The 25,260-nt window shown below is 50.8% G+C and carries 25 protein-coding genes; 8 read left to right on the plus strand and 17 right to left on the minus strand.

Annotated elements, in window-relative coordinates:
* Positions 1-144 precede the first annotated feature (144 nt).
* The 5 genes from AB4124_RS14135 to AB4124_RS14155 all read right to left on the minus strand — a co-directional run bounded on the left by AB4124_RS14135 (position 145) and on the right by AB4124_RS14155 (position 5,583).
* Positions 145-1,377, minus strand: coding sequence for an MFS transporter (locus AB4124_RS14135; RefSeq protein ID WP_441973235.1), 1,233 nt, complete (start codon positions 1,375-1,377; stop codon positions 145-147).
* Positions 1,370-1,798 carry a MarR family winged helix-turn-helix transcriptional regulator gene (locus AB4124_RS14140; RefSeq protein ID WP_441973236.1) on the minus strand — a complete coding sequence of 143 codons (429 nt, stop codon included), beginning with the start codon at positions 1,796-1,798 and terminating at the stop codon, positions 1,370-1,372. Before AB4124_RS14140 ends, AB4124_RS14135 begins: the two co-directional genes overlap by 8 nt.
* 273 nt (positions 1,799-2,071) lie before the next feature.
* Positions 2,072-3,406: a D-arabinono-1,4-lactone oxidase gene (locus tag AB4124_RS14145; protein WP_441973237.1), complete on the minus strand. Its 1,335-nt coding sequence runs from the start codon at positions 3,404-3,406 to the stop codon at positions 2,072-2,074.
* A complete protein-coding gene (locus tag AB4124_RS14150) occupies positions 3,403-4,590 on the minus strand; it encodes an amino acid deaminase/aldolase (protein ID WP_441973238.1) in 1,188 nt (395 codons plus the stop codon). The genes AB4124_RS14145 and AB4124_RS14150 overlap by 4 nt, the downstream gene beginning before the upstream one ends.
* A 219-nt stretch (positions 4,591-4,809) precedes the next feature.
* The gene (locus tag AB4124_RS14155) at positions 4,810-5,583 is read right to left on the minus strand and encodes an HAD-IIB family hydrolase (RefSeq protein WP_076323734.1); all 774 of its coding nucleotides are present in this window, start codon (positions 5,581-5,583) and stop codon (positions 4,810-4,812) included.
* A gap of 101 nt (positions 5,584-5,684) precedes the next feature.
* Here AB4124_RS14155 and AB4124_RS14160 point away from each other — a divergent pair, with 101 nt between their 5' ends.
* Positions 5,685-6,383, plus strand: a complete 699-nt coding sequence (locus AB4124_RS14160; protein WP_379413180.1) for a Crp/Fnr family transcriptional regulator — start codon at positions 5,685-5,687, stop codon at positions 6,381-6,383.
* 157 nt (positions 6,384-6,540) lie between these two features.
* Here the strand turns inward: AB4124_RS14160 and AB4124_RS14165 are convergent, their stop codons facing one another.
* From AB4124_RS14165 to AB4124_RS14185, 5 genes are all read right to left on the minus strand, one after another.
* Positions 6,541-6,975, minus strand: a complete 435-nt coding sequence (locus AB4124_RS14165) for a hypothetical protein (RefSeq protein ID WP_441973239.1) — start codon at positions 6,973-6,975, stop codon at positions 6,541-6,543.
* A gap of 95 nt (positions 6,976-7,070) precedes the next feature.
* Positions 7,071-8,132, minus strand: a complete 1,062-nt coding sequence (locus tag AB4124_RS14170; RefSeq protein WP_441973308.1) for an LLM class flavin-dependent oxidoreductase — start codon at positions 8,130-8,132, stop codon at positions 7,071-7,073.
* A 263-nt stretch (positions 8,133-8,395) separates the two neighbouring features.
* Positions 8,396-8,905, minus strand: a complete 510-nt coding sequence (locus AB4124_RS14175) for an SRPBCC domain-containing protein (RefSeq protein WP_379413173.1) — start codon at positions 8,903-8,905, stop codon at positions 8,396-8,398.
* 25 nt (positions 8,906-8,930) lie between these two features.
* On the minus strand, positions 8,931-9,266 hold the full coding sequence (locus AB4124_RS14180) for an ArsR/SmtB family transcription factor (RefSeq protein ID WP_339268877.1): 336 nt from the start codon (positions 9,264-9,266) through the stop codon (positions 8,931-8,933).
* 271 nt (positions 9,267-9,537) lie between these two features.
* Positions 9,538-9,894, minus strand: a complete 357-nt coding sequence (locus AB4124_RS14185) for a nucleotide excision repair endonuclease (protein WP_441973240.1) — start codon at positions 9,892-9,894, stop codon at positions 9,538-9,540.
* A gap of 154 nt (positions 9,895-10,048) precedes the next feature.
* Here AB4124_RS14185 and AB4124_RS14190 point away from each other — a divergent pair, with 154 nt between their 5' ends.
* Positions 10,049-10,360: a hypothetical protein gene (locus tag AB4124_RS14190; RefSeq protein WP_339292012.1), complete on the plus strand. Its 312-nt coding sequence runs from the start codon at positions 10,049-10,051 to the stop codon at positions 10,358-10,360.
* Between the two features lie 654 nt (positions 10,361-11,014).
* The gene (locus tag AB4124_RS14195) at positions 11,015-12,220 is read left to right on the plus strand and encodes an MFS transporter (RefSeq protein WP_430108846.1); all 1,206 of its coding nucleotides are present in this window, start codon (positions 11,015-11,017) and stop codon (positions 12,218-12,220) included.
* Between the two features lie 122 nt (positions 12,221-12,342).
* Here AB4124_RS14195 and greA read toward each other — a convergent pair whose 3' ends face one another.
* On the minus strand, positions 12,343-12,819 hold the full coding sequence (gene greA / locus AB4124_RS14200) for a transcription elongation factor GreA (protein ID WP_076323724.1): 477 nt from the start codon (positions 12,817-12,819) through the stop codon (positions 12,343-12,345).
* Between the two features lie 93 nt (positions 12,820-12,912).
* Here greA and AB4124_RS14205 point away from each other — a divergent pair, with 93 nt between their 5' ends.
* Positions 12,913-13,107 carry a hypothetical protein gene (locus AB4124_RS14205; protein WP_441973241.1) on the plus strand — a complete coding sequence of 65 codons (195 nt, stop codon included), beginning with the start codon at positions 12,913-12,915 and terminating at the stop codon, positions 13,105-13,107.
* A gap of 134 nt (positions 13,108-13,241) precedes the next feature.
* Here the strand turns inward: AB4124_RS14205 and AB4124_RS14210 are convergent, their stop codons facing one another.
* The 5 genes from AB4124_RS14210 to AB4124_RS14230 form a co-directional block, all read right to left on the minus strand.
* Positions 13,242-14,411, minus strand: a complete 1,170-nt coding sequence (locus AB4124_RS14210; RefSeq protein WP_441973242.1) for a mannitol-1-phosphate 5-dehydrogenase — start codon at positions 14,409-14,411, stop codon at positions 13,242-13,244.
* Positions 14,408-14,848 (minus strand): PTS sugar transporter subunit IIA, encoded by a 441-nt coding sequence (locus AB4124_RS14215; protein ID WP_071220559.1) that lies wholly within the window; start codon positions 14,846-14,848, stop codon positions 14,408-14,410. The genes AB4124_RS14210 and AB4124_RS14215 overlap by 4 nt, the downstream gene beginning before the upstream one ends.
* A gap of 16 nt (positions 14,849-14,864) precedes the next feature.
* Positions 14,865-16,934 (minus strand): BglG family transcription antiterminator, encoded by a 2,070-nt coding sequence (locus tag AB4124_RS14220; protein ID WP_441973243.1) that lies wholly within the window; start codon positions 16,932-16,934, stop codon positions 14,865-14,867.
* A 74-nt stretch (positions 16,935-17,008) separates the two neighbouring features.
* Positions 17,009-18,442 (minus strand): PTS mannitol transporter subunit IICB, encoded by a 1,434-nt coding sequence (locus AB4124_RS14225; protein WP_213647497.1) that lies wholly within the window; start codon positions 18,440-18,442, stop codon positions 17,009-17,011.
* 363 nt (positions 18,443-18,805) lie between these two features.
* On the minus strand, positions 18,806-19,498 hold the full coding sequence (locus AB4124_RS14230; protein WP_256720640.1) for an FHA domain-containing protein: 693 nt from the start codon (positions 19,496-19,498) through the stop codon (positions 18,806-18,808).
* A gap of 218 nt (positions 19,499-19,716) precedes the next feature.
* Between AB4124_RS14230 and AB4124_RS14235 the strand changes: the two genes are divergently transcribed.
* From AB4124_RS14235 to AB4124_RS14250, 4 genes are all read left to right on the plus strand, one after another.
* On the plus strand, positions 19,717-20,703 hold the full coding sequence (locus AB4124_RS14235; RefSeq protein ID WP_379413146.1) for a glycerophosphodiester phosphodiesterase family protein: 987 nt from the start codon (positions 19,717-19,719) through the stop codon (positions 20,701-20,703).
* Positions 20,704-20,929: 226 nt separating this feature from the next.
* Entirely contained in the window at positions 20,930-21,670 is a 741-nt protein-coding gene (locus AB4124_RS14240; protein WP_441973244.1) for a hypothetical protein, read from the plus strand.
* 38 nt (positions 21,671-21,708) lie between these two features.
* Positions 21,709-22,986, plus strand: coding sequence for a polysaccharide deacetylase family protein (locus AB4124_RS14245; protein ID WP_441973245.1), 1,278 nt, complete (start codon positions 21,709-21,711; stop codon positions 22,984-22,986).
* Positions 22,987-23,260: 274 nt separating this feature from the next.
* The gene (locus AB4124_RS14250; RefSeq protein WP_441973246.1) at positions 23,261-24,373 is read left to right on the plus strand and encodes a glycosyl hydrolase family 8; all 1,113 of its coding nucleotides are present in this window, start codon (positions 23,261-23,263) and stop codon (positions 24,371-24,373) included.
* 27 nt (positions 24,374-24,400) lie between these two features.
* Here the strand turns inward: AB4124_RS14250 and AB4124_RS14255 are convergent, their stop codons facing one another.
* Positions 24,401-25,114, minus strand: coding sequence for a sulfite exporter TauE/SafE family protein (locus AB4124_RS14255; protein WP_441973247.1), 714 nt, complete (start codon positions 25,112-25,114; stop codon positions 24,401-24,403).
* Between the last annotated feature and the right edge of the window lie 146 nt (positions 25,115-25,260).

The following is a 25,260-nucleotide window of genomic DNA, read 5'->3' on the forward strand; positions in this document are numbered from 1 at the left end:
TCCTGTGATTCGCAGAAAATGATTAAAATCATTCTTTCTGGGCTAGTCATGTCAGCAGAAGGAGTCTACCTTACATGGAACAAGTCCAAATATTTGTTCATGACTACACAAAAAAGACTGCCGCAAAGGCAGTCTTTCCTCCGTTTATATGGTTGATGATTGCACGACAGCATGTCCGTCGTTCCCTTCTTTTTCCTTTTTCCCAACTAAGAAGTGATACAGCACAATACCCGCAGCGAGCAGGACTGCCATCGCAATGTACATGCCCCGGAAGCCGACAAGCGGTGTCAGGAAACCAAGTATAAAGGGCCCGAACCCGATGCCCACGTCCACAAATATATAAAAGGTCGACGTCGCAAGTCCAATCCGGTGAGCCGGAGAACGCTTGATGGCAAGGGCCTGGGAGCTGGACTGCGTCGTACCGTAGCCCAGACCGACAAATACGGCCGAGAGCAGCAAGGTCAGACCGTGGTGGGCTTGACTGAGCAGCACCATGCCGATTGCAAATGAAAGTATCGCAGGATACATCACCACGTTGGCCCCTCTTTGGTCAAACCACCGACCCGTGAACGGTCTCGACAGAATGACCACAATAGCGTAGACAATAAAGAAATAACTGGCTATTTCGGTCAAACTGATCTGTCCGGCAAAGATCATGAGGTACGTTAAAACGCTGGAATATCCGAAACCCATGACGAAGCTAACCAGTGAAATCGGTAATGCTTTCGGTTCAATAAAATTGGATAGTTTCAATCCTTGCAGATCCTTCTCTTGCTCAGCGGTCAGCACCAGCTTCGGTATGTTCATAAAGAATGCGGACAGCAAAGAGAGAACACCTAGTACCGCGCACAGCGTGAAGTTGGCCATCATCGAAGCATGTTCGTTAATCATCAGACCAATAAAAGGGCCAATAGCCGATGCGATAATGATACTCACGCCATAATAACCCGTACCTTCACCCCTTCTGGAATTCGGAATCAGGCTGGCTGCAATCGTGCCTGTTGCCGTTGAAGCGAGTGCGAAGGCTATGCCGTGGAAGAACCGAACAATGAGCAGCAAGCTCAGGCTGTTCACAATGAAATATAACCCGATAAGAACGCTGAAGGCGATCAGACCGGTAAAAAGAAGTTTTTTGCGCCCGACCCTCTCAATGATGCTGCCTCCGATCAACCGTCCAATCAATGCGCCCACGACAAAAATGCTGGAAGCCAAGCCAGCCATTCCTGTTGATGCATGAAATTCATTCTTTGCATACGAGGACATAATGACCACTAATGAATAAAAACATAAAAAGAGCAGGAAATTGACGCCAAACACAATCAAAAAATCCTTGCTCCACAATCGATCTCGCGAGTCTGCTTGCTCCAAGTTAATCACCTTTTCTAATAATGTTGTCTCTGACCGTCTCCATCACACGAATAACCGTGGCCTGTTCCTCAGCAGAGACACCTTCCATAATCTCCTGTTCATATTGGTCGAACACCTTACGGACTTGCTGGACAACGCCAACTCCCGTCTTGGATAGCTGAATGCGCTTCTCCCGTTTATCACACACCGGAATTTGCTCCACGTAGTCGAGCTTAATCAGCGCGTTCACGGTTCGGGTTACCGTTGGCTTCTCCACGTACAGCATTTTGGATAGCTCCACCAAGGTCATCGACTCGTAAACATCCAGATAGTACATAATGGACCACTGGGCATAATACAGGTTATAGTCTTCAAGCTTACGGTTCAGCTCATTGACGAAAGGGCGATGCAGCGTAAAGTATTTATGGAAAAAATGTCTGTGGGCGTCCATTTGATACCTCCATCCAAAATGGTTACCTTGGGTAACTATTTATTGATTATAAAGAAGATCCTTTGCATTGTCCATCCCAATTGATTTCCAATTACAAACGCTAGCCGCTTTCCAATCAGCATAACGACGCTTATTCTCCCTGTTTCTGAAATGATCTATTCGCTTCTTGCCCCTTCCGTGAGCGAACATCGGGCAACAAAAAAACCGCCCTTGGGCGATGGAAGATAAGACAGCCATCTAAGGGCGATTTTATTTGAGATGTTTGATCGTGGTCTAGCCAATATCACTGATCGAATCGGAGATGGGCCCAGATACATCGAACAGCCTGCCCATATAATCACTCAGCAGGATGCCATCCGGGTCCAGCTCTTCCCGAACCGCACGGAATGCTTCCCACATCGGATAGAGCTCCTTCAATTGAGCAGCCTCAAGATTATGCATTTTTCCCCAATGCGGCCGGCCGCCATACCGGAGGAAAATGCGCTCCATCGCATGGAAGTAATCTTCATACGGCATGCCTTTATACATATGAATCGCAATATAAGCGGAATCCCGGCCATAAGCAGGGCTTAACCATATATCATCGCCCTTGGCATAGCGGCATTCCACAGGGAAATGCACATGATACTTACTACGGGACAGCTCTGCCCGCATGTCTTCAATAACCGCATTCATCGACTCTACCGGAATGTTATACTCCATTTCGTTGAAACGTACGAGCCGCTGGGTCGCAAACAGACGATGGCTGTAATTCACTTTACGACCCAGAGGAACCTGTGACGCCGAGAAACGGCTGACATACGGACTTGCCTTCGGCACCTTCCGGCACAGCTCCGAGATTAGACCGAAAAGGGTATTCTCCACCAACACTTCACTGATATAATCCCTGAGCCGATGTTTCTTCACTTCTTGATCCGTCTTATTCATCAGCTTGATCTGGCACGGTTCCGCATAAGGGAACCAATAAAATTCGAAATGGCGGTTCTCTTCCGCTAATCGAGCCTGCTGCTTCAAGCATTCGTCGAGGGTTACTCTCCGGCTTTCATATTCTATTTTGTAAGCCGGCTCAAGCCTCAACGTCACTTGCACGATAATGCCGAGTGTACCCAAGGAAACCTGCAGCGCCTGGAACCCATCGGGGTTCGACTCCCTACTGCACTCCAGCACCTCGCCTGTGCCAGTGACCACCATAAGTCCGACAACCTGCGTTGATATATTCCCGAATGCCCGGCCCGTACCGTGCGTCCCCGTACTAATGGCCCCCGCAATGGATTGCACATCAATATCGCCGAGATTCTCCTGTGCCAGCCCATGCTGGAACAGCAGGTCGCCGAGCAGCTTCAACTTCGTCCCCGCCCACACGGTGGCTGTTCTGGCTTCAGCGTCGACATGGACCAGTCCCTGCATGGCGTCCAGGGAGACCAGGCAGTCCTCGGATGCAGCAATGGGAGTAAAAGAATGTCCTGAGCCGACCACCCGCAGCCGCCTGCCCTCCTGCCGGCACATCTGCACCATCTTCACCACTTCCGGAATGGATGCAGGATACAGCACCGTTCTTGGATTGGCTCGCACCGCCCCCGACCAATTGGACCATTGGACCTGCTTCATAGAAAACACTCCCCCATTCCACGGTAGGTGGCATATTCGCCCACGATACGGCCTTGCGAGACCGCATACAGCACCTTGAATCGTTCGCACAGCTCCCCGGCCTTCGCATGACGGAAGAACACCGGATCTCCCAGGCCTAGCTTCACATGGGCAGGCAAGCGCAGCGGCGTTTGAACCTCACCGGCACCCTCCAGCGAGAACAGCTCCAGTCCTTCAGGCAAATAGGGCTTCGCCAGCTTATCCTTATCCGCTGTTCCCGATGCCGAGTATCCCCCGCCCATACAGGTCACGATCCCTGCCTTCGGTATCCGCACCACCTCTATGGCATAAGCTGCTGCCGGCTTATAACGGAATGACGCATAATGGTCGAACAGCCCCGGCGCATAGAAGCCCGATCCGGCCGTAATCTCGGTTACCCACGCTTCCTTCCGGGAGCTGTCCAAACTTCCGGTTCCTCCTGCGTTGACGAAGCGGAGCTGGATATCCATGGCATTAAGCCGCTCCACGACTTCCTGCCTTCGCTTGGCGGCCTCGACGATGGAGCGGCTCTTCAGCCACCGGACCATCGTATTCTTTACATATTTTCCGGCTGTGTTATCCCCGACGCCTGCCACCTGCGCCTCGTATCCCATGATGCCGTCCAGTCGAAGCCAAGGGGAGCCAATGATCTGCTCCACTATCGGGTACATGCCCTCCCACGAATGGACGGGCGATCGCCACACACCAAAGTGGAGGCCGGGATAATGTACCGACATATCCAGATCAATGCATAGCGGCATCACGGTACTCTGTTGTTTGGCGAACTGTTCGATGTGCTCGACATGCTCCACACTGTCCACCATTAAGGTAATCGAGCGGCCTTCGCTAACCAGATTCACGATGGACCGAACCGCTTCCGACTGCCACTGAGGATAGCCAAGCAGCAAATCATCGAAGCCTTTTTCTGCTAGAAATACGGCTTCCGCAGCGGTATAACACATGATCCCTTGAAACATGCGATCCGAATCCAGGATACGATGCAGCACATCCACGGAGCGGATCGACTTGCTGGCCAGCCGTACCTTCTTGCCTCCTGCAGCCCGCGCAATCGCTCGTGCATTGTCATCCAGCATGTCCAGATCCACCAAGGCGAACGGCCTCGGGACTTCCGCGAATATCTCTTTATAGTACTCGTATGTCGACATCCCTCTATCAACACCTTCCCGTTTCCCCTCACGCCTATGCCACATGATATTCTCGAAGCCTGCGGATTATCCTTCTGCACACACCCATCCACACAATAAAAAAAGCCCAGCCGGTGGTTGGCTGAACAAATTTATCGTATAGGAAATATAGTGCGTCTTATGTTTCTTGAACCGTGAAGTATGTTGAAACTCTATATATCCCGAAGGAACCTATCGGGCCTACACACTTGTCGCAGCATATTGACGCCCAAGCGCCTGCAGCCGTTCCGCAATCGCATGCTCGATATCGCGATCCAGCGGCAGTTGTTCCGAGGCGTAGGGTGCCAACAGCGGATGATCACCGATCATTACCGCGTGCAGCGCATGCTGAAACATCGTGATATCATTGGCATCGTTGCCAAAGGCAACATACTCGCCCTCCTTCACGCCCAACTGCTGAAGCCCGCTCCATTTATGTATCCCCTTAGGGCTGATATCCAGCACATTTTCCCCACCATGCACGTGAACAACGACATCCAGCTGTCTCAGCCTCTCCTCCACTTCCGCCATATCGTCCAAGGTCAGCATCAATATTTTCACAACCGAAGTCAGCTCCTGGAGCGCCACGTTCTTAGCCAGCTTGTGCGGATCCAAATTTAGCAGAATCGGATGATCTGCAGGACCCGTATAGGCATAATCCCATTCTCCATCGATCAAATAGCCAACGTTATACGTTATTAACAGCTGAAGAAGGCTCGGGAGCACCTCGCTGTCAAAGCCCGCCGTGGAGACCCGCTTTCCCCCTGCCGCCACCATCGAACCGTTGCCTCCGATCATCGGGTAGTGATGAACACGCTCATGAAGGACGGGAAGCAAGTCGCGAATCGGCCGGGCGGAAGCAAAAATAACCTCATGCCCTTGCGCCACCAGCTCCTCCAATGCCTTCAACAACTCGTTCGAAACCGGCTGCCCTTTAAAACAGATCGTTCCGTCCAGATCGAATACAAATTTCATGCCCATGTCCTCCTGTATCTTCTCATTACTCTTATCATAGCAGTTGATCGTATAATGAGAAGGACATTTGTCCAGGAGAGAAAGGAGCAACCCAAAGACCCATGAAACTACTTCATGATGCACCCTTGCTGAGAGCCAAGCTGGAGCAATTTCAATTCGAGAGCATGCTGGATCTGAGCAAGCCTGTGCCTTTTACATTGCAGCAATACGAGCCTGGCGAGATCATTCTGCATGAAGGCTTCACCATGAATTCCCTTTTGTTCCTCGTACAAGGAAAGATCAAGGTGACCTCCAGCATCGAAACCGGTAAATCGCTTCTTCTGCGCTTTGGCCATCCTTTTTCCATCATCGGGGATATTGAATTGATTCGAAGCGTCCCGGTCCAATCCCAGATTGAAGCCGTTAACGAATGCCTGTTCATCGGGCTGTCCTTTGACTATATTAAGCAACATGAAATGACGAACGCTCGCTTTACATCCACCTTGCTGGATCACCTGAGCTATAAACTTCAGACCTGCACGACCGCCTCCCGCGTCAATCTGTTGGCATCGGTGGAGAACCGGTTTGCCAGCTATCTCATGTCCACCCTGTCGCCGGGGGCCAATCCTTCCTTTGGGATGGAGCTGAAGACCGACCATATCGGGGAGATTGCCAGCTTGCTTGGCACCACGCACCGACATTTGAACCGGGTGATGTTTGCCTTCGCCCAAAAGGGGGTCCTGGAGCGGAACGGACAGACCATCCGTATTCTGGACTGGAACGCCATAGAGGTGGCATCGAATGGGATTCGCTATGAGTAAATCGCCCGACTGAAACTTTTTTCTCAAGTTCTTGTAACGAATCGGCCATGGGCCTGTGGCAAGCGAGTCCGTTGAGATGCAGTTCAGAAGCAAGGAGATTGAAAACAAGAGACCGCCAGGGTAGCCCACTAGGCCCCGAGCGGTCTCTTGTTGAACCTCAAACTGTCGTAACGGGTCTAAACAATAATCTCCACTCGATCCAAGCGTAGACCAAGCCGACCACCCCGAACAGAATAATCGCGGTGCTGACATAGAGCTCATATTCCTGTATGAATCGAACCTCATAGGATTCATAGAACAGGAAAGCCCCAGCCCCGGCCCACATCACGGCATACAGCAGAGCATACAGGATGAGGGAAGCTCTAACCCATCGAATCATGCCGATTAGCCACGATAACGGGAGCACGATCACCGTATATAGGATCGAGGATAAGAAGATCGGGATGATCACCAACACCAGACCCATATTACGAAGGCCATAATGTTCCGTCGTTGCAATCTTATATCCTTCGATATACTCCAAGCCTACGATCGCACCGGTAAACATCCATATAAATACGAACCACAGCAGAAAATATCTGGCAACCCGCAAGATGTACACCACCTTGTACGTTTATGTCATAAACGGTATGGTCCGAAAAAAGGTTACGTTTAATTCCGTTTCATCTCAATAAAAGTGCTGCCAGCTTACTCCGCAGGTTCACCAGCCGCTTCCCAGCGGTCGATTTCCTTGCGCACCCGAGGGGCGACTTCGGTTCCCAGCAGTTCAATGGCTCGCATGACTTCATCATGAGGCATCGTTCCCACCGGCACGTGCAGCATGAAGCGGGTAATGCCCACATGCTTGCGCAGGTGAATGATTTTTTGGGCGACCGTCTCCGGGTCCCCCACATAGAGCGCTCCTTCGAAGCTCCGAGCCGCATCGAATCTTGCGCGGTCGTAGTTTCCCCAGCCCCGCTCCCGTCCCAATACATTCATGCTGGCTTGGGTGGATGGGAAGAATTTGTCCGCTGCCATCTCCGTATCTTCCGCAATAAATCCATGGGAATGCGAGCCGATCGGCAGCTTCGATACATCATGACCCGCATGCGCGGCCGCTTCTTTATACAGCTTAACCAGCGGTGCGAACTGCAGGGGACTCCCACCGATAATCGCCAGTACCAGCGGCAAACCGAGCAGGCCTGCCCGCACGACCGATTCCGAATTGCCTCCGCTGCCAATCCATACCGGCAGCGGATTCTGAACCGGGCGCGGGTAGACGCCTAAGTTATGAATCGCCGGGCGATGCCCGCCCTGCCAGGTTACTTTTTCCGACTCGCGGATTTTGAGCAGCAGCTCCAGCTTCTCGTCGAACAGCTCATCATAATGGCTCAGATCATAGCCGAATAACGGGAACGATTCGATGAACGAACCTCTGCCTGCCATAATCTCGGCACGGCCGTTCGAGATGGCATCCAAGGTGGCGAAATCCTGAAACACCCGCACCGGATCAGCGGAGGACAGCACCGTCACCGCACTGGTCAGCCGAATCCACTTCGTCTGCGACGCAGCCGCAGCGAGCACAACCGCAGGCGAAGATGCCGCATAATCCTTACGGTGATGCTCGCCTACCCCATACACATCCAATCCCACCTGATCAGCCAGTACGATTTCCTCAACAACCTCACGCAGCCGCTGCGCATGGCTCATCACTTCGCCTGTCTTCACATCTGGCCAAGTCTCTACGAACGAGCTAACTCCAATCTCCATCATGATTTCCTCCTATTATGCTTTGCCGTGGGGCAGAACCGTAGGCAAAGATTATCGTTGCTTCCCGCCTAAGAGCATTCAACATCGTTATCTATCATTCAATTATCTTTATATTGAACTTTTAGTAGGGATTTTTCAAGTTACAAGTTAACTGATAACGTGAATCCTGCGGGTCAATGGACATGAGGAATTCAAAAATGGCCGGCATCCATGCGGATTCCGGCCATTTCATTTTACCTTTTAACCCTGTATTTGAGCTTGGCTTATTGCTTTGTTGCCAAGTATTCCTCCAGGCGATCCCAGGTTTGGGTAATGCCTTCTTCCATTCCCATGTCCAGCACGGTTTTGAGAGCCTCCGGAGATTCGTACACTGCCCGGCTGATCAGCTTGGTCTTTCCATCCTGCTCTTCGAATGACATTGTAACCGTTGTTGCGGGCATTCCCTCCGCAATATTGCCTTCTGCATCCGAGAAATAGTCGATGTAGACAATTTTCTCAGGCTCCTCAATTTCTTGGTAGACCGATTCGCCCCAGGATTCCATGCCGTAGAAATCCCCCTGTTTCTTATCCAAACACTTCATGCAGTAATGCCATGAGCCGCCCGGACGGAAATCCATCTTGGATACGGTAACCTCCCATCCGCGAGGTCCCCACCACTGCTTCAGATGCTCTCCATCCGTAAATACCTTGAATACCAGCTCCCTAGGTGCATTAAACACACGTTCCAATACAAGTACTTGCCCTTCAACCCGCGTAATCATTTGGTTTGTCATTATCAATTCCTCCTCATATTAGGTGTTAATCCTGTTTCTTACCTGTTCCTTCCGATTGCAGTTTCTCTAAGTAGTTATCCAAGTTGTCGAAGCGCTCGTTCCATATGCTTCGGTAATTATGGAGCCAATGGTCCAGTTCTACAAACGGTTCCGACCGCAGCATGTAGTTCCGACGGTTCGCCTCCGCCCTTACTTCCACCAGCCCGGCATCCAGCAGCACCTTCAGATGCTTAGACGCTTGTGGCTGCCGAATGTCAAGACGTTCAGCGATTTCCCCTACCGTTAAAGGCCCTTTCAGCAGGAGATCCACAATACGAAAACGGCTCGGTTCGGCTAAAGCGTTAAATGTGGTTAGTTCCATCTTGTTGTGATGACTGGTACAGACCCGCTGCTGTAGCGTTTACGGTGATTGTCTGTTCTCTCTGTCCACGTCACCATCATCACCTCTTTTTTTTACTGATTAAATGGTGTGCCGTACTTCCTGATAATAATATACCATTATAGGAATATTCCTGTAAAGGAATATTTAAATGATTTTTTGATTTTTTTATCACAACACAAAAAAAGCAATAAACGCGGGGCTTTACTCGGGCCACGTCTATTGCTTCTTGTCACTTTATCCTTCGTATTCCTTACTTAAAGAACACCTTGTCTACATTATATTTGGCCTTGAATTCATTAATGATATAGGTTTCATAGATCTCTCTATGAACGGCGTCTTCAATGATACAGACCTCGATTCGTGTAACCTCATCCCGATGCTCCTTGATTGGAGAGACGCTATCTTCAAAATGCTTCTTGATCCGCGGTCTTAACTTTCTTGCTTTGCCAACAAACAGGAGTTCCTCCTTGCTGTTGTAGAACATGAAAATCCCGCCCCGATCTCTTGGAATCAGGTGAAAATCTGTAAATCCGTAAATGTGGCTCAATTCCGGAACTGCCTGCTTGGTAATGGTAACGTCCACCTTGGGAATGGTTATATTGATCACGACTAACGCTCACTTCCTCAACTCATATATTGATCTAAATCGTATCACTAATCTGCTTATTTGCCCATGCGGGAAATTCAAAAGCACCCCTCTCTAGGCATCCGCATAGGATGGAAACTAGGTATGACTAATAACGATGGGGGTCTTTTACAATATGAGCATTCAATATCCCGGACACCAGGAACAAACCTTGTATCAAGCTGAACCCAACATGAGGCACAACATCAAATCGGTTCGCGATCATATTCACCATCTATGTAAGCAGCATGCGAATCAGCTGGTTCGCGTCGAAACGCTCGACGGTGATGTTTTTGAAGGGACCATCATGCATTGCGAAAAAGGGATTCTGTACTTGAGCATGCCCGGATACGGAAACCAGCGCGGCTTCGGCCCCAGTTATTATAACAATGTAATTCTGCCACTTGTCCTCTTCGAATTGCTTGTCATCACCTTGCTTTACATCTAGAAGAAGGGCTTACATTGTTATTCGGCAGCCTCCCGCGTACTTCCCAACCTAATAACCCGATTAAGGAGTGAATCCATTATGGCATTTATGCCGCCGCAAGGACCCCAGGGACCGATGCAAGGGCCCACTTCCCCTCCTCCAACATCTGTCCCCCAACAGCCTATGGCCAGTACCTTCGCAGTTGATCCTGGAGCGATTAGGGGCTGTTTGTTCAGAAATACCTATATTTGGCCGACACGTGGACCCGGCTTCTGGTTTTACCCGACTTTTGTTGGCCGCACCTCGGTTGCTGGCTTCCGCTGGACGGGATGGATGTGGGTATATTCGGGGCTCGACTTAAGAAGTATCGAGTCGTTCACTTGTTTCTAAAACCCTTATATTCAAAGTATGGATCAGCAGGCTCGATAAATGGCCTCGATGATCCGCCCGCTCATCAAGAGAGTGCCCCTGCGGTACTCTCGAGTTCTTGCATACTGGACAAGCTTTCCTTAGTAGGGGCTTCCCTATTCAGGGTATCCATTTTCCCCAAAAAATAAAGTTCTTGATTATCCTCCGACAACATTAAATAATATGTAACAGTCCCTCTTTAAAACCGATAATGATGATTGGGATTATATCTTTAACAAACACAGTAGAAAGGTTGACTTGAACACCATGGATATATCGCAACACGCCACTGGGAAAAAAGGCGCCAAAGAGCCATTTCCCATCTCTATACTGTCTCTCACCGTTGGTGCTTTTGCTATTGGCATGACGGAGTTCGTCATCATGGGAATACTCCCTAATGTCGCGGATGATCTGAATGTCAGCATTGCATCGGCCGGGCAGCTGATTACGATGTACGCCCTCGGGGTAGCCGTAGGGGCACCTATTCTAACCGTTCTAACCCACCAAATTCCACAAAAAAAGCTGCTTTTGCTGCTCATGGGCCTGTTTATTCTGGGTAACGGCATTTCGGTCTTCGCTCCGAGCTATGCCGTTTTGATGGGTGCCCGCATGCTGACCGCGCTGACGCACGGTACTTTCTTCGGTGTGGGAGCCGTCATCGCTTCGAACCTGGTGCGACCGGACAAGCGTGCTGGGGCGGTGTCCATCATGATGGCCGGATTAACGATAGCCAATATCATCGGGGTTCCGATTGGCACCTTCATCGGCCAGACGATGGGCTGGCGTGCTTCATTCGCCGCGATTGCCGTTATGGGGGTGTTGGCATTGATCGGCATCCTGATCTTCATTCCGAAGCTACGGCAGGAACAAGCTTCAAGCATCGTTCAGCAAATCACAGCACTCATTAGACCACAACTCCTTCTCTTCCTGCTGATCGGGGCGCTTGGCAACGCTGGCCTGTTCGCCGTCTTCACTTATATTGCGCCGCTGCTGATTGAGATCACCGGCTTTGCCGAACCAAGCGTCACCTGGATTCTGATCCTGTTCGGTATCGGCGTAACCGCCGGTAATATCGTGGGCGGAAGGCTGGCCGACTGGAAGCTGCTGCCCTCCATTCTGGGCGTTTACTTTGCGACGGCCGTCATTCTTACCATCCTCACCGTGACCATCCATAACCCGGTCACAGCCGTGCTGACCATCGTGCTGTGGGGAGCTGCCTCTTTCGCCGTTATGCCGGGCATGCAGGTGCGCGTGATGAGTCTGGCCCAGTCCGCTCCAGCGCTAGCCTCTACGGCAACCCATTCTGCGGGCAATCTCGGAAACGCAGCGGGAGCCTTTATCGGAGGGGTGGTCATTACGCATCTAAGCTTAACAGCCCTGCCTTGGGTGGGCGCTGGACTGGTGGGACTTGCCTTCATTCTGGGCGCAGCCTGCTATATGTATGAGCGCAAGGCCGTAACGGCTAATGCTTAATCTGCTCCATTAGGTATGTAACTCTAGCCTGCCATACGGGGTTGAATCATTAGAAAAGGCGTAACCGGACATCGTGCTTCCGGTTACGCCTTCTATTTATATATTCGTTGATCCATCAGCGATTACAGAGCTTTGATCTCCAGCAGCTCATACTTGACGATACCCATCGGCGCTTCCACGTTGACTTGATCGCCAACCGCTTTGCCCATCAGTGCTTTGCCAAGCGGACTCTCATAGGAGACTTTATTGTTCAATACGTCGGCTTCTGCCGGTCCTACGACCTGATATTCAAGCTTCTCTGCAAACTCGATGTCGTTCAGGACGACATTCGAACCAACATTCACCGTTTTCGAGCTTACATGCTTGGCGTCGACAATCCGGGCGTTGTTGAGTGTTTTTTCCAGGATGATGATGCGCGTTTCCATAAACGCTTGGTCGTTCTTGGCTGAGTGGTACTCGCTGTTCTCCTTCAAGTCACCATAGCTGATCGCGAGCTTGATCCGTTCCGCTAACTCTTTGCGTTTTACATACTTGAGGTCATCAAGTTCTTCCTGGAGTTTATCATAGCCCTCCTGGGTCAAGATCAGTTCTTCTGCCATGTTCATCACATCCACTTTTTAATTTCTTACTTCTAGTGTACTCTTTATTTCGAAAATAAGCGAAAACTTTCTGAAAATCGATGGATGGAATATTTGGGATTTAATGACAATGATGGCGTTGCCGCTACCCAGATTGAACCACTTGGACAGCTATACATGAACGATTATTTTGAACAAATCAGGATCGTTGTACTCCCCGAGATAGAACACGCCGAGAAGAGAATGTACATCGCAGCCCCGGCAACCACCCTAGAGGAAGCGAACAATGTTCTGAAGAACGCGAGATAAGAGAGCACGGTCTCCTGCTTATGCATATAGCCCCTGATTTCTCCGCAAGGAGAACCAGGGGCTATATAAGATGATGGGATGCCATGGCCTATCGGCACGTGTATCCACCTGCTATGTGATTCACTTCCAATACCTTACGAACTCGCTTCGACATCAGCCTTCAATGCTTCATACTGCTCCATCAGCTCACCCATAATCGGATGCTCACCGGCAATGCCGGTATATTGGGAGGCCGCGTCGCTTGCACCGATATCCCGGACCGATGCTTGCAGCTCCACGCTTTCCGGATCTTCCGGAACATCGAACAACAGTGCCGCTGCCATGGATTTCGCCAAGCTCTTATACGCAAGCCCGCTTTCGAATGCCAGCATGGCTGGCGACACCAGGCGGTCGCCCGGGGACAGCTTCCGAATCGGGGAGCGGCCTACGCGGGACACCTCATCGGTCAGCGCCGGATTGCGGAACCGCTCCAGGATGGTATCGATATAGGCTCCATGCTCGGTAGGATTGAAGCCGTGTTTATGCACAAGTGCAGATCCCGTCTCCTCGAGCACAGCGCGGACATGACTCGCTACCTCTTCATCCTTCATGGCGTCCTGGATGGTCTCGTAGCCTTTCAGAAAGCCTACATATGCTGCCGAGCAGTGTCCGGTATTCACCGTGAACAACTTGCGTTCAATATACGGCTCCAGGCGATCCACATAGTGAATGCCTTCCACAGGGACATAGTCCTTAAACATCTGCGAGCGGTCCACCGCCCACTCATAGAACGGCTCCACCACAACCTTCAGACGGTCCTCATGCTGCTGCAGCGGCACAATCCGGTCTACGGCCGCATCCGGGAAAGCAACCCGCTGGTCGGCCTTCTGCTTCGTCTCGTCATCAAGCTTCCCGTAGACATGCTCTTTCAGCTGCGTGCTGCCACCGATGGCATTCTCGCATGCAATAATATGAAGCGGTGCAGCAGACTCCGCTTGCAGCCGAAGCTTCAGCCCCTCGGCAATGGTGCCGGCGATGAACTTCAGAATGTTCACGCCTACCGCTGTTGTCACGAGATCCGCTTCCGCTACTGCACGTGCGGCAGCTTCAGGCTCCGAGGCGCTGTTGAGTGCCGTGATGCCTTTAACGATCGTGGTCTCCTGTCCTTCGCTGGCCAAGGTTACGGGATACTCCCCGCGTGCTTTCAGCTCCGATACTAACTCTTCGTTCACGTCGATAAAGCAAACCTCATAACCGGCTTGTGACAGCAAGAGACCTATAAATCCACGCCCGATGTTGCCTGCTCCGAAATGGACTGCTTTCATGCCCCCATTCCTCCTTCGAAGATCGCCAGAATCTCCTCTTCGCTGGAAGCGTTCATTACCTTCTCAATGCTCTCGTCATCCGTAAAGATCATGGCCACATTCGTCAGAATCTCCATGTGGTCACCACCGGCAGCCGCGATACCAATGACTATAAACGCTGGCTCATCTCCTCCGAAATCTACGCCTTCCGGGAAGCGGACGATGGACAATCCCGTGGAAATCACCATGCCTTTAGCCTCTTTGGTGCCGTGGGGAATCGCGAGTCCTCCGCCCATATAAGTGGACGCAATCTCTTCGCGTTCCAGCATTTTATCCACGTAATCCTCGGATACATGGCCTGCCTGCACAAGCAGATTCCCCGCCATGCGGATGGCTTCGCTCTTGCTATCAGCCTTTGCGTTCAGTACGACTTTATCTTTGGACAGTATGTTACTCATGTTGGTCTCCCTCTTTCTATGGTCTGTGATTGAAAAAATGCTGAAGCTCTTCCGCCAAATAGGAGCGGATTTCTTCCTCGCTGCCCCGCTCCATCAGCTCGATCAGCTCGGAGTGAAGCAGCATGGCGCTGATTTCACTGAGCACCTCCAAGCTCTCCTTCGGAAGCTGCTTCGGCGCCAGCATCAGCAGTATGACACCCGCCTCCGCCCCGTCCTCCAGCGGCGCTGAATGCGCCAGCCGGAACAAGGTTAGAGACGGCCAGGTAATATAGCGGCTGCGCGTATGGAACAAGGCCAGTGTCGTATCAGGAATGAGCTGGGTGCCCATCCGTTCGCGCTCAAGCAAACGCTCCTTCACCTTCTCCGCATCACGGACAGCCCCGCGCTCGACCACCTTAGCCAAAGCCTCTCTCAATGTCCCCTGCAAATCATCCTGCCGATTATCCAGGTGGTACACATGAAAGCCATCCAAAAGCGATACAATCTCGTTCATCAGGGCAGCCTGCATGCGCAGACGCTCGAATGATGCGACCTTACGCTCTTCCTCGATTCGCTTATCGGCAGCCATGCCTGCGGCCGGTTTCAAGGATGTGCTCTGGATGAATTGCAGCAATGCCTCTTTATCATCCGCCGTGAGCAGTGGACTTAATCTCACATACCGATCCTTCGACAGCGGAAGATCAATGGTCGATATGATGAGATCATATTGCTCCTTCGGTATCCGAGCCGCTTCATACCACGAAGCGTTGCCGAGCACCTCAATCTGCGGCATCTCCTTATTCAGTCGCGTCCCGAGAAGCCTCGAGGAGCTAAGGCCGCTGGAACATACCAGAATGGCTTTCAGATGATGCCCCAGCTGGTTCAGCCGTTCGCTGGATGCACCGAAATGCATAACCAGAAACCCGATTTCTTCATCCGGGACGGTCATGTCCAGCTTCATTTCATCAACCGAACGACGGACGATTCCGAACAGCTCCTCATAATCCTTCCGAATCGGGCTCAGCAAGGGATTCCGGATCCGGGTCCCTTCCCGAATCCGTTTCATGGCAGCCCCGATATGCTCCACCAGACCTGCCCGCAGCGTGCGGTCTTCCTGGAACGGAATGCCGGTGCGCCCCTGAACCCGTTCGATCAGACGCTGGGCGATCTCCACCATCTCCACATCCGTGTGAGCCAGTTCGCTGACCTCGGACATGTCCTTCGCTGATTCGAATAAGTGAGCTATATATTTCATTTCAGGATCGTGGAAATCAATCTTCAAGGTTTGGCCTAGGCGACTTGCGAAATCCTTTGCCTCCTCCACTGACGCTAAGGATTTACCATATCCCGTCATATCCGCTGTCTCTATGCTCCGCCCCTGCTTGATTCTGTTTACGGAAACCGATAACGCTATGACCATCGAAGTATATGCACCTTCGTTAAGACTCTCCGTCCAATCCCAGTTCATATCCCATAAACATTTCTCTACATCCAGCAGCACCGGTTTATCAATCATGGACAGCAAACGGGCAGTCACCGGCTCGCTCTGATCACGATATCCATCCCCGACAAGATCCGAATAATCCAGATATTCCTCGACAAGCCGACAAATCGCCGATCGCCTTACGACTTCCGAGCCTTCAATCTCGATACCATAGCCTCTGCGGCGAATTAGGTTAAGGTTAAACCGCTTCATTAATGGCTCCAGCTCATCCAGGTCATTACTGATGGTCGGTACGGTTACCTTTAAACTATGGGCCAAAGCAAACAGTTTGATGGGCTCATTCGCCTCAAGCAAGGCGCATAGCATGAGGATTTTGCGCTCTTCCACGGAGTAATCAGCCGGCTTCCCTGCAAGCAGGCGCTTCCGCAGCTGAGCCATCTCCCCAGGCGTCTCCTCTTCCAGCCGGATACCCGTTCCCGACTTTTTATGAAGGAGAACGCCCGTACCCTGCAATTCCTTCTCAATCTCCTCCATTTCCCGGTGAACCGTCCTGACGCTGACCCCGACCTCAGCGGCTATTTCTGCAGCCGTCATGCCCTCGTTCCTGCTCATCAGGAGCAGAAGGATTTGTCGCTGGCGGGCAGTGATGTGTCCCAGACGCATGGCCCCCTTTTTCATGAAATGAAAGACAACGCCGGCATTACTACGCCAGCGTGTCATATGGTTTTAGGCTTATGTTAGTCTTTGAGTCGTTCCACCAGCTCATCATATCTCGGACTCTTCAGGAAGTTGTCGATGGAGATATGCTCCGCATTCGGATTCTTCGCGATGGCCCGCTCGGTGAGTGTCTTCTGGGTAATGACGATATCCGCGTCATCCGGTATTTCACTTACCGCCGAGTTCACAACCGTAATGTCGACGCCTGCTTGCTGCAGTTTCTTTCTTAATACCGAGGCGCCCATTGCGCTGGAGCCCATACCGGCATCGCAAGCAAACACGATTTTGTTCACATTCTCTTTGTCTAGATTAGCTACAGCCGCTGAAGCTGGGGCGACTTGGTCATTCATGCCGCCGGTTTTCATTTCCTTCATCTTGGCCGATGCTTCTTCAAGATTCGGCTCTTCTTCAGTCTGTTTGCCTGTTTTGAGCAGTAATGCCGCTACAGCAAAGGAGACCACCGTTGCAACAATAACACCGGCTAGGACCGCAATCAGACCACCTTTAGGCGCCATGGCGAAGTAAGCAATGATGCTGCCCGGCGACGCAGGGCCCACCAATCCGGCTCCAAGAATCTGGAAGGTGAAGGTGCCGGCAACACCACCTGCAATAGCAGCCAGGATCAGAACCGGCTTCATCAGAATATATGGGAAATAGATCTCATGAATACCGCCCAGGAAATGAATCACGACCGCGCCCGGTGCGGAGGATTTGGCAGAACCGCGACCGAAGAACCAATAGGCGAGAAGTATACCCAGCCCGGGACCGGGATTCGATTCCAGCATATACAGAACGGATTGACCGATACGTGCCGCTTCCTCTGTGGCGATCGGACTGAATATTCCATGGTTGATCGCATTGTTGAGGAACAACACCTTCGCCGGCTCAATGATAATGTTGACGAGCGGCAGCAGGTTGGCATTGACCAGTACGTCAACACCTGCTGACAGCGCTTTGGTAATGCCCTGTACAAGCGGCCCAATCCCAGTGTATGCCACCAATGTCAGCGCGCCGCCGATGATGCCGAGCGAGAAATTGTTCACCAGCATTTCAAACCCGGATTTGATTTTGCCGTCAACCAGCTTGTCGAACTGCTTCAGTACCCAAGCTGCAATAGGACCGATAATCATGGCGCCGAGGAACATTGGAATATCTGCCCCGACAATGACGCCGACCGTAGCAACCGCACCGATAACCGCACCACGCTTGCCGTGGATCATCTGTCCGCCCGTATAACCGATTAAGAGCGGGAGCAGGTACGTGATCATCGGGCCAACCAGCGCTCCCAGATTCTCGTTCGGGAACCAGCCGGTCGGGATGAACAGAGCCGTAATCAGACCCCAGGCAATAAACGCGCCGATATTCGGCATCACCATGCCGCTAAGGAGACGGCCAAGCTTCTGAACCATTACGCGAATGCCTTTGGAAGCGTTTGTATTTGTCTCGTTGGACATCGTATAGAACCTCCTAGTCATATTTGAACATAAATCTGAAATTTGTTGTGTCGCTTTCATCTGACATCTCTATGTTAAGTCAGCCCGGCAAAAGGCTCAATGAAAGGAAAAGCGGGTTTCGTCAAGAATATTGTTGACAACTTTTAAATGGATCATGTCATAATTTTGAAAATGCAGTCCTGACGTGGTTTCTTTCGTAGAGCAAGCCTGCCCGCAGGGAAGAAATAAAGCGCTTTCAAAAAAGCGCGGTGTGTATCATCGTATACAGCATCCGCTATTCTATGCTCATCCCTTTCTGATTGTCGATTCGCTATCTTAACAAAACAAGCCCTCCCGGGTCCGGAAGTGCTTGTTCATTCATTCTTATTCTTCCTGTGTCTGCAAAATATAACCTTTTCCCCGGATGCTTTCAATGTCCAGAATGCCTCGCGTCTTCTTGCGCACCCGGTAGATCAGCGCATTCAGCTCCTCGGAGCTCACATCGGGCACTTCATCCGTTCCATAGCTCCGCTCGGGCCAAATGTAAACCTTGAGCTGATCTTTGGACACGAACTGGCCTTGGTGGTTGACTAGCAGCTCCATGCATTTGTACTCTTTTTCCGAAAAAGCACACACATCCTCGCCATATACCAGCTCCTGCTTGAAAGGATTCAGCCTAAGTCCGCCTGAAGCCTCGACCGCTGCCAGCTGTTTGATAAGCGGTGTAATGTCCATCGTCTCATCCATGCTGAGGATGGAGAAGGACAACACGATCAGATCTCCAGCGAGTACTATGGTATCTCCGTGCTGAAGGGAAATTTCATCATGGGGAGCCAGCCGTTCCTGATTGACGAAAGTTCCATGTTTGCTGTTCAAATCCTTAATGCTGAATTTCCCGTTTCGATACAGCAGCGCTGCATGCTGCCGGGACACAAAAATGTTATCAAACGCGATATCCGGATCAAAATGCTGGCCCTTGCGGCCAAGCACCGTTATGGGTTTTGTCAAAGCTATAACGTCTCCACGCTCATAAGGGTTCCCCCGCTCCACCATCAAAAAGGAGGATTTATCCATCATGCTCCCTCCCGTTCTTATTATGCTGCTCATTGTGTTTATCAGTTCGCTATTATGCAATTGTTATGGTCCAGCTATTGAGTATGCGCCCAAAATCACTAAGATGTATGAAAGAAGGATTAATAAATAGAGAACTTAGATAGAGATAGAGATAGAGATAGAAATAGAGATAAATATAAATCTACTACTGCATATTGTATACGATTTTGGGGGATTGGATCATGCGAAAACTAAAAAGATGGAAGAACATCATACTGTTTGTTCTCGTGTTGTTTGTGTTTCTGTTTGTAAATAATACATCCCTGTTCACCAAAGACCGTGACGTAGAGCCGCTGCTGCTGGCGCATCGGGGGCTTGGCCAGACCTTCTCGATGGAAGGCATTCAAGCCGATACTTGCACCGCCTCCCGCATCTATGTGCCGGAGCATGCTTACCTTGAGAACACCATTCCGTCCATGAAAGCCGCATTCGAAGCAGGCGCCGATATCGTGGAACTGGATATCAAACCAACCAAGGATGGCCAGTTCGCCGTGTTCCATGATTGGACCCTGGAATGCCGTACTAACGTGGAGGGCTCGGTCAAGGATTATACCATGGAGCAGCTAAAAAACATAGACATCGGGTATGGCTATACGGCCGATCAGGGAGCGACTTATCCTTTTCGGGGAAAGGGCGTCGGGCTGATTCCGTCGTTAGCCGAGGTACTAGAGGCATTCCCTGACGGCTCATTCCTGATCCATATCAAAAGCACCGACACTGAAGAGGGGAAACTCCTGGCAGAGTACTTGTCCGGACTCCCGGTGAAGCGTCTCAGCCAACTGACCGTTTACGGTGACGATGAGCCGATCCGGGCATTAAAATCGCAGCTCCCATCCCTGCGCGTCATGTCAAGGGGTACGCTGAAGAGCTGTCTCGTATCCTACGCCGGAGCCGGCTGGAGCGGCTACCTTCCATCGGTTTGCCGCAACACCCAGCTTCATATACCGGAAAAATACGCTCGTTACTTGTGGGGATGGCCGGATAAATTCCTGAACCGAATGGACAGCATAAATACGCGCGTCATCCTCGTCGCCGGGGACGGCGGATGGTCGGAGGGCTTTGACTCCGTAGCAGATTTGGAACGACTGCCAGAGGACTACAGCGGCGGGATTTGGACGAATCGGGTCGACGTGATCGCCCCGGAGCTGACCTTGAAGAAAAATGAATGAGTTGAAGCATCATGTTCGTTCAATTCATGAATATGCGCGAGTTGCAAACCCGCATAAACCGGAAAATTAGCCCACTAAAAAGCCCCTGCCCCATCGCGGGGGCTTTTTTTTATTTTCACGGGGTGTAGGGCAAAGTTTTTGGGACGATTTTACCGATTACTATTAATAGGGGTCTTTTAGCCTAATTTCATAACTAGAATCATTGAAATATATAGGAGTTGATATTTTGGCCAGGGAAACAGAGAAAAAAGGAATGGCGTGGTTTAAGAGTGCCCGCTCAAATCAAATCCAGCCCGAGAAGAACATTGCCGAACAAGAGGATCTTGACGTAACGGCAGAAGAAGTGGCAGCTTACTCCGCGGAGCCTGAACTGCCCGCTGCAGAAGGAAACAAACAGCTATTCTCCAAGGATAACCAGGACAAGATCGGCCTCGATGTCATTGTTTCGATCGAGAACATGCTGAAGGAACGGCAGCTGCTGACCTATAAGAATAGGGGCCTGGAAGATCAGCTCTTTACCGCCAACGAAACGATTAACCGGTATAAGCATGAGCAGATTAAGAGAGATCAGCTGGTTCAGGAGAAGAACAAGGAAATCCGCGAACTCGAGAACGTGCTGACCAATAAACAGATGACCTACGACCAGCTGCTCGAGGATTACAAGGAATACCAGCTAACATCGAACCTGGCGTACGAGAAGCTCTCCAACCAGTTGGAAACCGAAACCGCCAAGTACAACAAGCTCTATGAGGAGTCTAACAATACGCAATATCAGAGCATGCTCAAGATCAACTCGCTTGAAGAGAAGGTTCGTGAGCTGGAGATTGCCAATCAGAAGTACGCAGAGCAATACCAAAATATCCTGGATGATAAAGCCAAGCTGATGCAGACCATCAATGATTTTACCGAGAAGATGTCCTTCTCCTTCTCACCGAAAACCACGGCTTCCAATACACCATCGGAATAATCATACCCACATAAACAGCTAGAGAAAGGGGGGCCATCATGTCACAATCCTATGGGAAAATCATAGAACTGCTGGCGATCGAGAGGGATACCGAAGCATTCGGTCTACGAATCAAGCTATCCCTTATAGAGTCTGCGGAGCTAATATGGTTAACCGATAACGAGACCATAGCGAATATAGCAACCGTGGCAGAGTTCGACGGGGTTCATAAATACCGACTATCCTTACATACCGCATGGGATGCTAACAAACAGCAATACATAGGTTCCATTACGCGTACATATCGTGATCATAGTGAGCGCTTTTCATTTGCCTGCTCCGTTCCTTTCAGGAACGAATTAGAGTCCATAAAGAAGATCCGACTTGTAGATGACTTGCATACGCTGCCCTTCTTGTCCACACATCGATCCGAAACGGATCAGTCCGAGGAGATGCAAGCCGAACAGGACATCAAGACCTATCATTTCGCGAGGAAACGGCGCCATCTTCCGCTTAAGCTGGTAAGCGCAATCATGATGAGCTTGGTTTTTGTTGTATTATTAAGTTCATTTAATTACTCGTATCCCGGTTATATTCGGCCACACCCTGCAGCAACGGCCACGGCGGAAGCAGAGACCGTCATCCAATTGTTTGCCGAGAACCGGAGCGCACTCATTGGGAAAACCGTGGCAGTCTCAGCGGAGGAAGCAGCGGAGAGCAAACCGAAGGATATCAAACTCTCTGCCTCCGTTCCACAGCTGGAGCTGGAAGAGTTCATCTCGTTCGGCCTGCCCAAAGGCTATGTAGCCCTTACATTCGATGATGGGCCATCCAAGCACTCCATCGATATTATGAACGTCTTGAAAAAACACGAGGTTGGCGGAACGTTCTTCTTTGTTGGCACCAATGTGAAAAAACATCCCGACTATGTCAGGGCCATCCATGCAAACGGATACTCCGTCGGCAGTCATTCCATGACCCATAGCCAGCTGACAAGCCTTACCTATGAACAGCAGCAGGCAGAGCTGACCCGCGTGGCCGACCTTATCGAGCCTATTACAGACGAGAAGCTGGTACTCTTCCGTCCGCCCTACGGTGCCTTTGACGATCGGACCGAGGTGTTAAGCCAACAGCAAGGTAGTAAAATGGTGCTCTGGAACCGGGATCCCGAGGATTGGCTGACCCGCGACGAGGATAAAATCCTCGATTATGTCCAGCATATCGAAGCTTCCGGCTCCATTATACTCCTGCATGAATCTCAAGCAGTAGTGGACGCCTTGCCGAAGATTATTAAGCACCTGCAGGATCAGGGGCTCACTATCGTCAGTTTGAACTAGCCAGACTATGGCTTTAAGAAAGACGACGTCTATCGACGTGCTTTCTCAGTAGACAGACCGCATTTAGCGGAAGTTTTTCTGGTGAGATAAAGATGGTGAGTCTCTGAAGTTTAAGAAAAGGCCGTCCCCGTTGTTCTGTAACTTCAGACATCGGGGTGCGGCCTTTTTTATGGATAAATGAACGATGGATCCGAGAAGCTATCTTTATTCGTCTCCGGGACTTCTTAAAGGCTTTAGGAACGCAAGCGTAGAATAGTATGTTCGAGGTGAACCTATGACAACCTGGATTTCCACTCGCAAGAAAACCATTCTTGCTATCATCGTCGCTCTTGCTCTAACCGGCATTGTCTTCATAGCCTACGCTATCATCCAAAGCAAGGAGAACCCCGACTTGACAGCAGCTTTCATTGAAGAGCATATGATCAACGACAATGGTACCATCGCTACCTATCTCAAGCCCGCCTCCTCCGAGCACCCGGACATCGTTGCCGGAAGAGAGGCGTTATCCGAGTCACTTGGGCTTTGGATGCAGTACGCCGTTTTATCTGATGATCGATCGCGGTTCGACGATAGCGCCCAGCTTCTCACCACCTATTTTCTCCATCAGGAGCAGGAGCCCTATATCCGGTGGAAGCTCAGGCCGGACGGTGAATCCGAGGTAACGACCAATGCACTGGGCGATGATTTTCGAATTCTCGATGCCCTGCTGAAGGCGTTCAAGCGCTGGGGCGACGAAGAATACCTTCAATTGGCGAAGGAGATCGGCTCCACATTGCAAGCCTCGGCTCAAACCCAAGGATATTTCGTGGATTATCATGATTTTGAACGTAATGAATCGGCAGCCGTGTTAAGTCTGGTCTACGCGGACATTTCGGCACTGCGCGAAATGCAGAATAACGGAATCCTGTCCCGCCAGGAGTATGAACAGTATCAGGATCTGCTCTCCCAAATGCCTTCAGACGGCGTCTTCTATCCCAAAACGTATCAGATCAGTTCCGGTCAATATAAGTACGATGCATCGGTCAATCTGATTGACCAGCTGATCGTTGGCATTCATCTGGCGGAGATGGATCAGCGGCCGAAGGAGCTCATACAATTCCTCAAGGGAGAATTCCAGCAGAATCAGCAGCTGGTGGGCCGCTACAACCGGAAGACACGAAAGCCCGACGCGACATATGAGTCGCCTGGTGTCTACGGCCTGGCTATTATCCTGGCGCTAAAAACGAATGACCTCCCTTGGGCCCGGCAGCTGCATGATCGAATGATCCAATTCCGAGGCCAAGATCCTGCTTATCCGGGAGGGTATGTGTTTGATGGGAATACGCATGCTTTTGATAATCTGTTTCCTCTGCTCGCGGAGACGCTGTTAGAATCAACTGGGAAGTAATCCTCGTCGCTGGGACCTCTAGCGTCTTTACAGGCTCTCGATGAGCATATACACGCCCGTAAAGATCAAAATGATATAGGTGAATATCTGGAATACGCGCTGGTTAATGACGTTGAATAGACGCTGTCCGATCAACAGCCCGACAAATACCAAGGGAAGTGCAATTCCACTCGACATCCAGACCGTCTTGCTCGTTCCCGCCACGATGACCTGAATGATCAAACTCAGGGAATAGATGAACAAATAGAAGGCGAGGGTCGTCCCTCTGAGCTTTGCCTTCTGCGTGTCGGTCCCCGAGAAATATAACAACAGGGGCGGACCCGGCATTCCAATGCTGGTCGTTAGAGAGCCTGCTAGCCCCCCTACCGTAAGATCCCTGCCCTGGCTCTGGCGGATTCTGAATTTTAGCATCAGCATGACAGTTAGTGCCAATATGATCAGACTAACACCTAACTTAAGATAACGAATATCGATCAGCGAAAAAATAACGATGCCGACAGGGAGACCTGCCGCACTTCCGATCACCAATCGCTTGAGGATGCCATAGTCGATATCCTTGCGTATCCTCACAATCAGAGCAACCGAGATGACAAGCGATAGAATCAAATTAATCTGAATGGCCTCGTTAGGCTGGAATAAGAGCAGCAGAAACGGCGTAGCCAGGATAGAGAACCCAAATCCGGTGCTGGTCTGTAGGATGGACGCTACAAAAATAATGACGACAAACAGTATAATATCCACGCTGCACCTGCTTTCATCACGTATTGCGGGAAGCTCCTATTCGAAGCAACTCCATCCTACCATTGTAACATATTGGAATCATGGAGAAGGGTCAGTTGGCGCCATTAATTTGTGCATGTTGCGCACCAGATGCTATACGGCGTGCC

Source organism: Paenibacillus sp. 2KB_20, assembly GCF_052115765.1.
In the GTDB taxonomy this organism is placed as follows: domain Bacteria; phylum Bacillota; class Bacilli; order Paenibacillales; family Paenibacillaceae; genus Paenibacillus_AQ.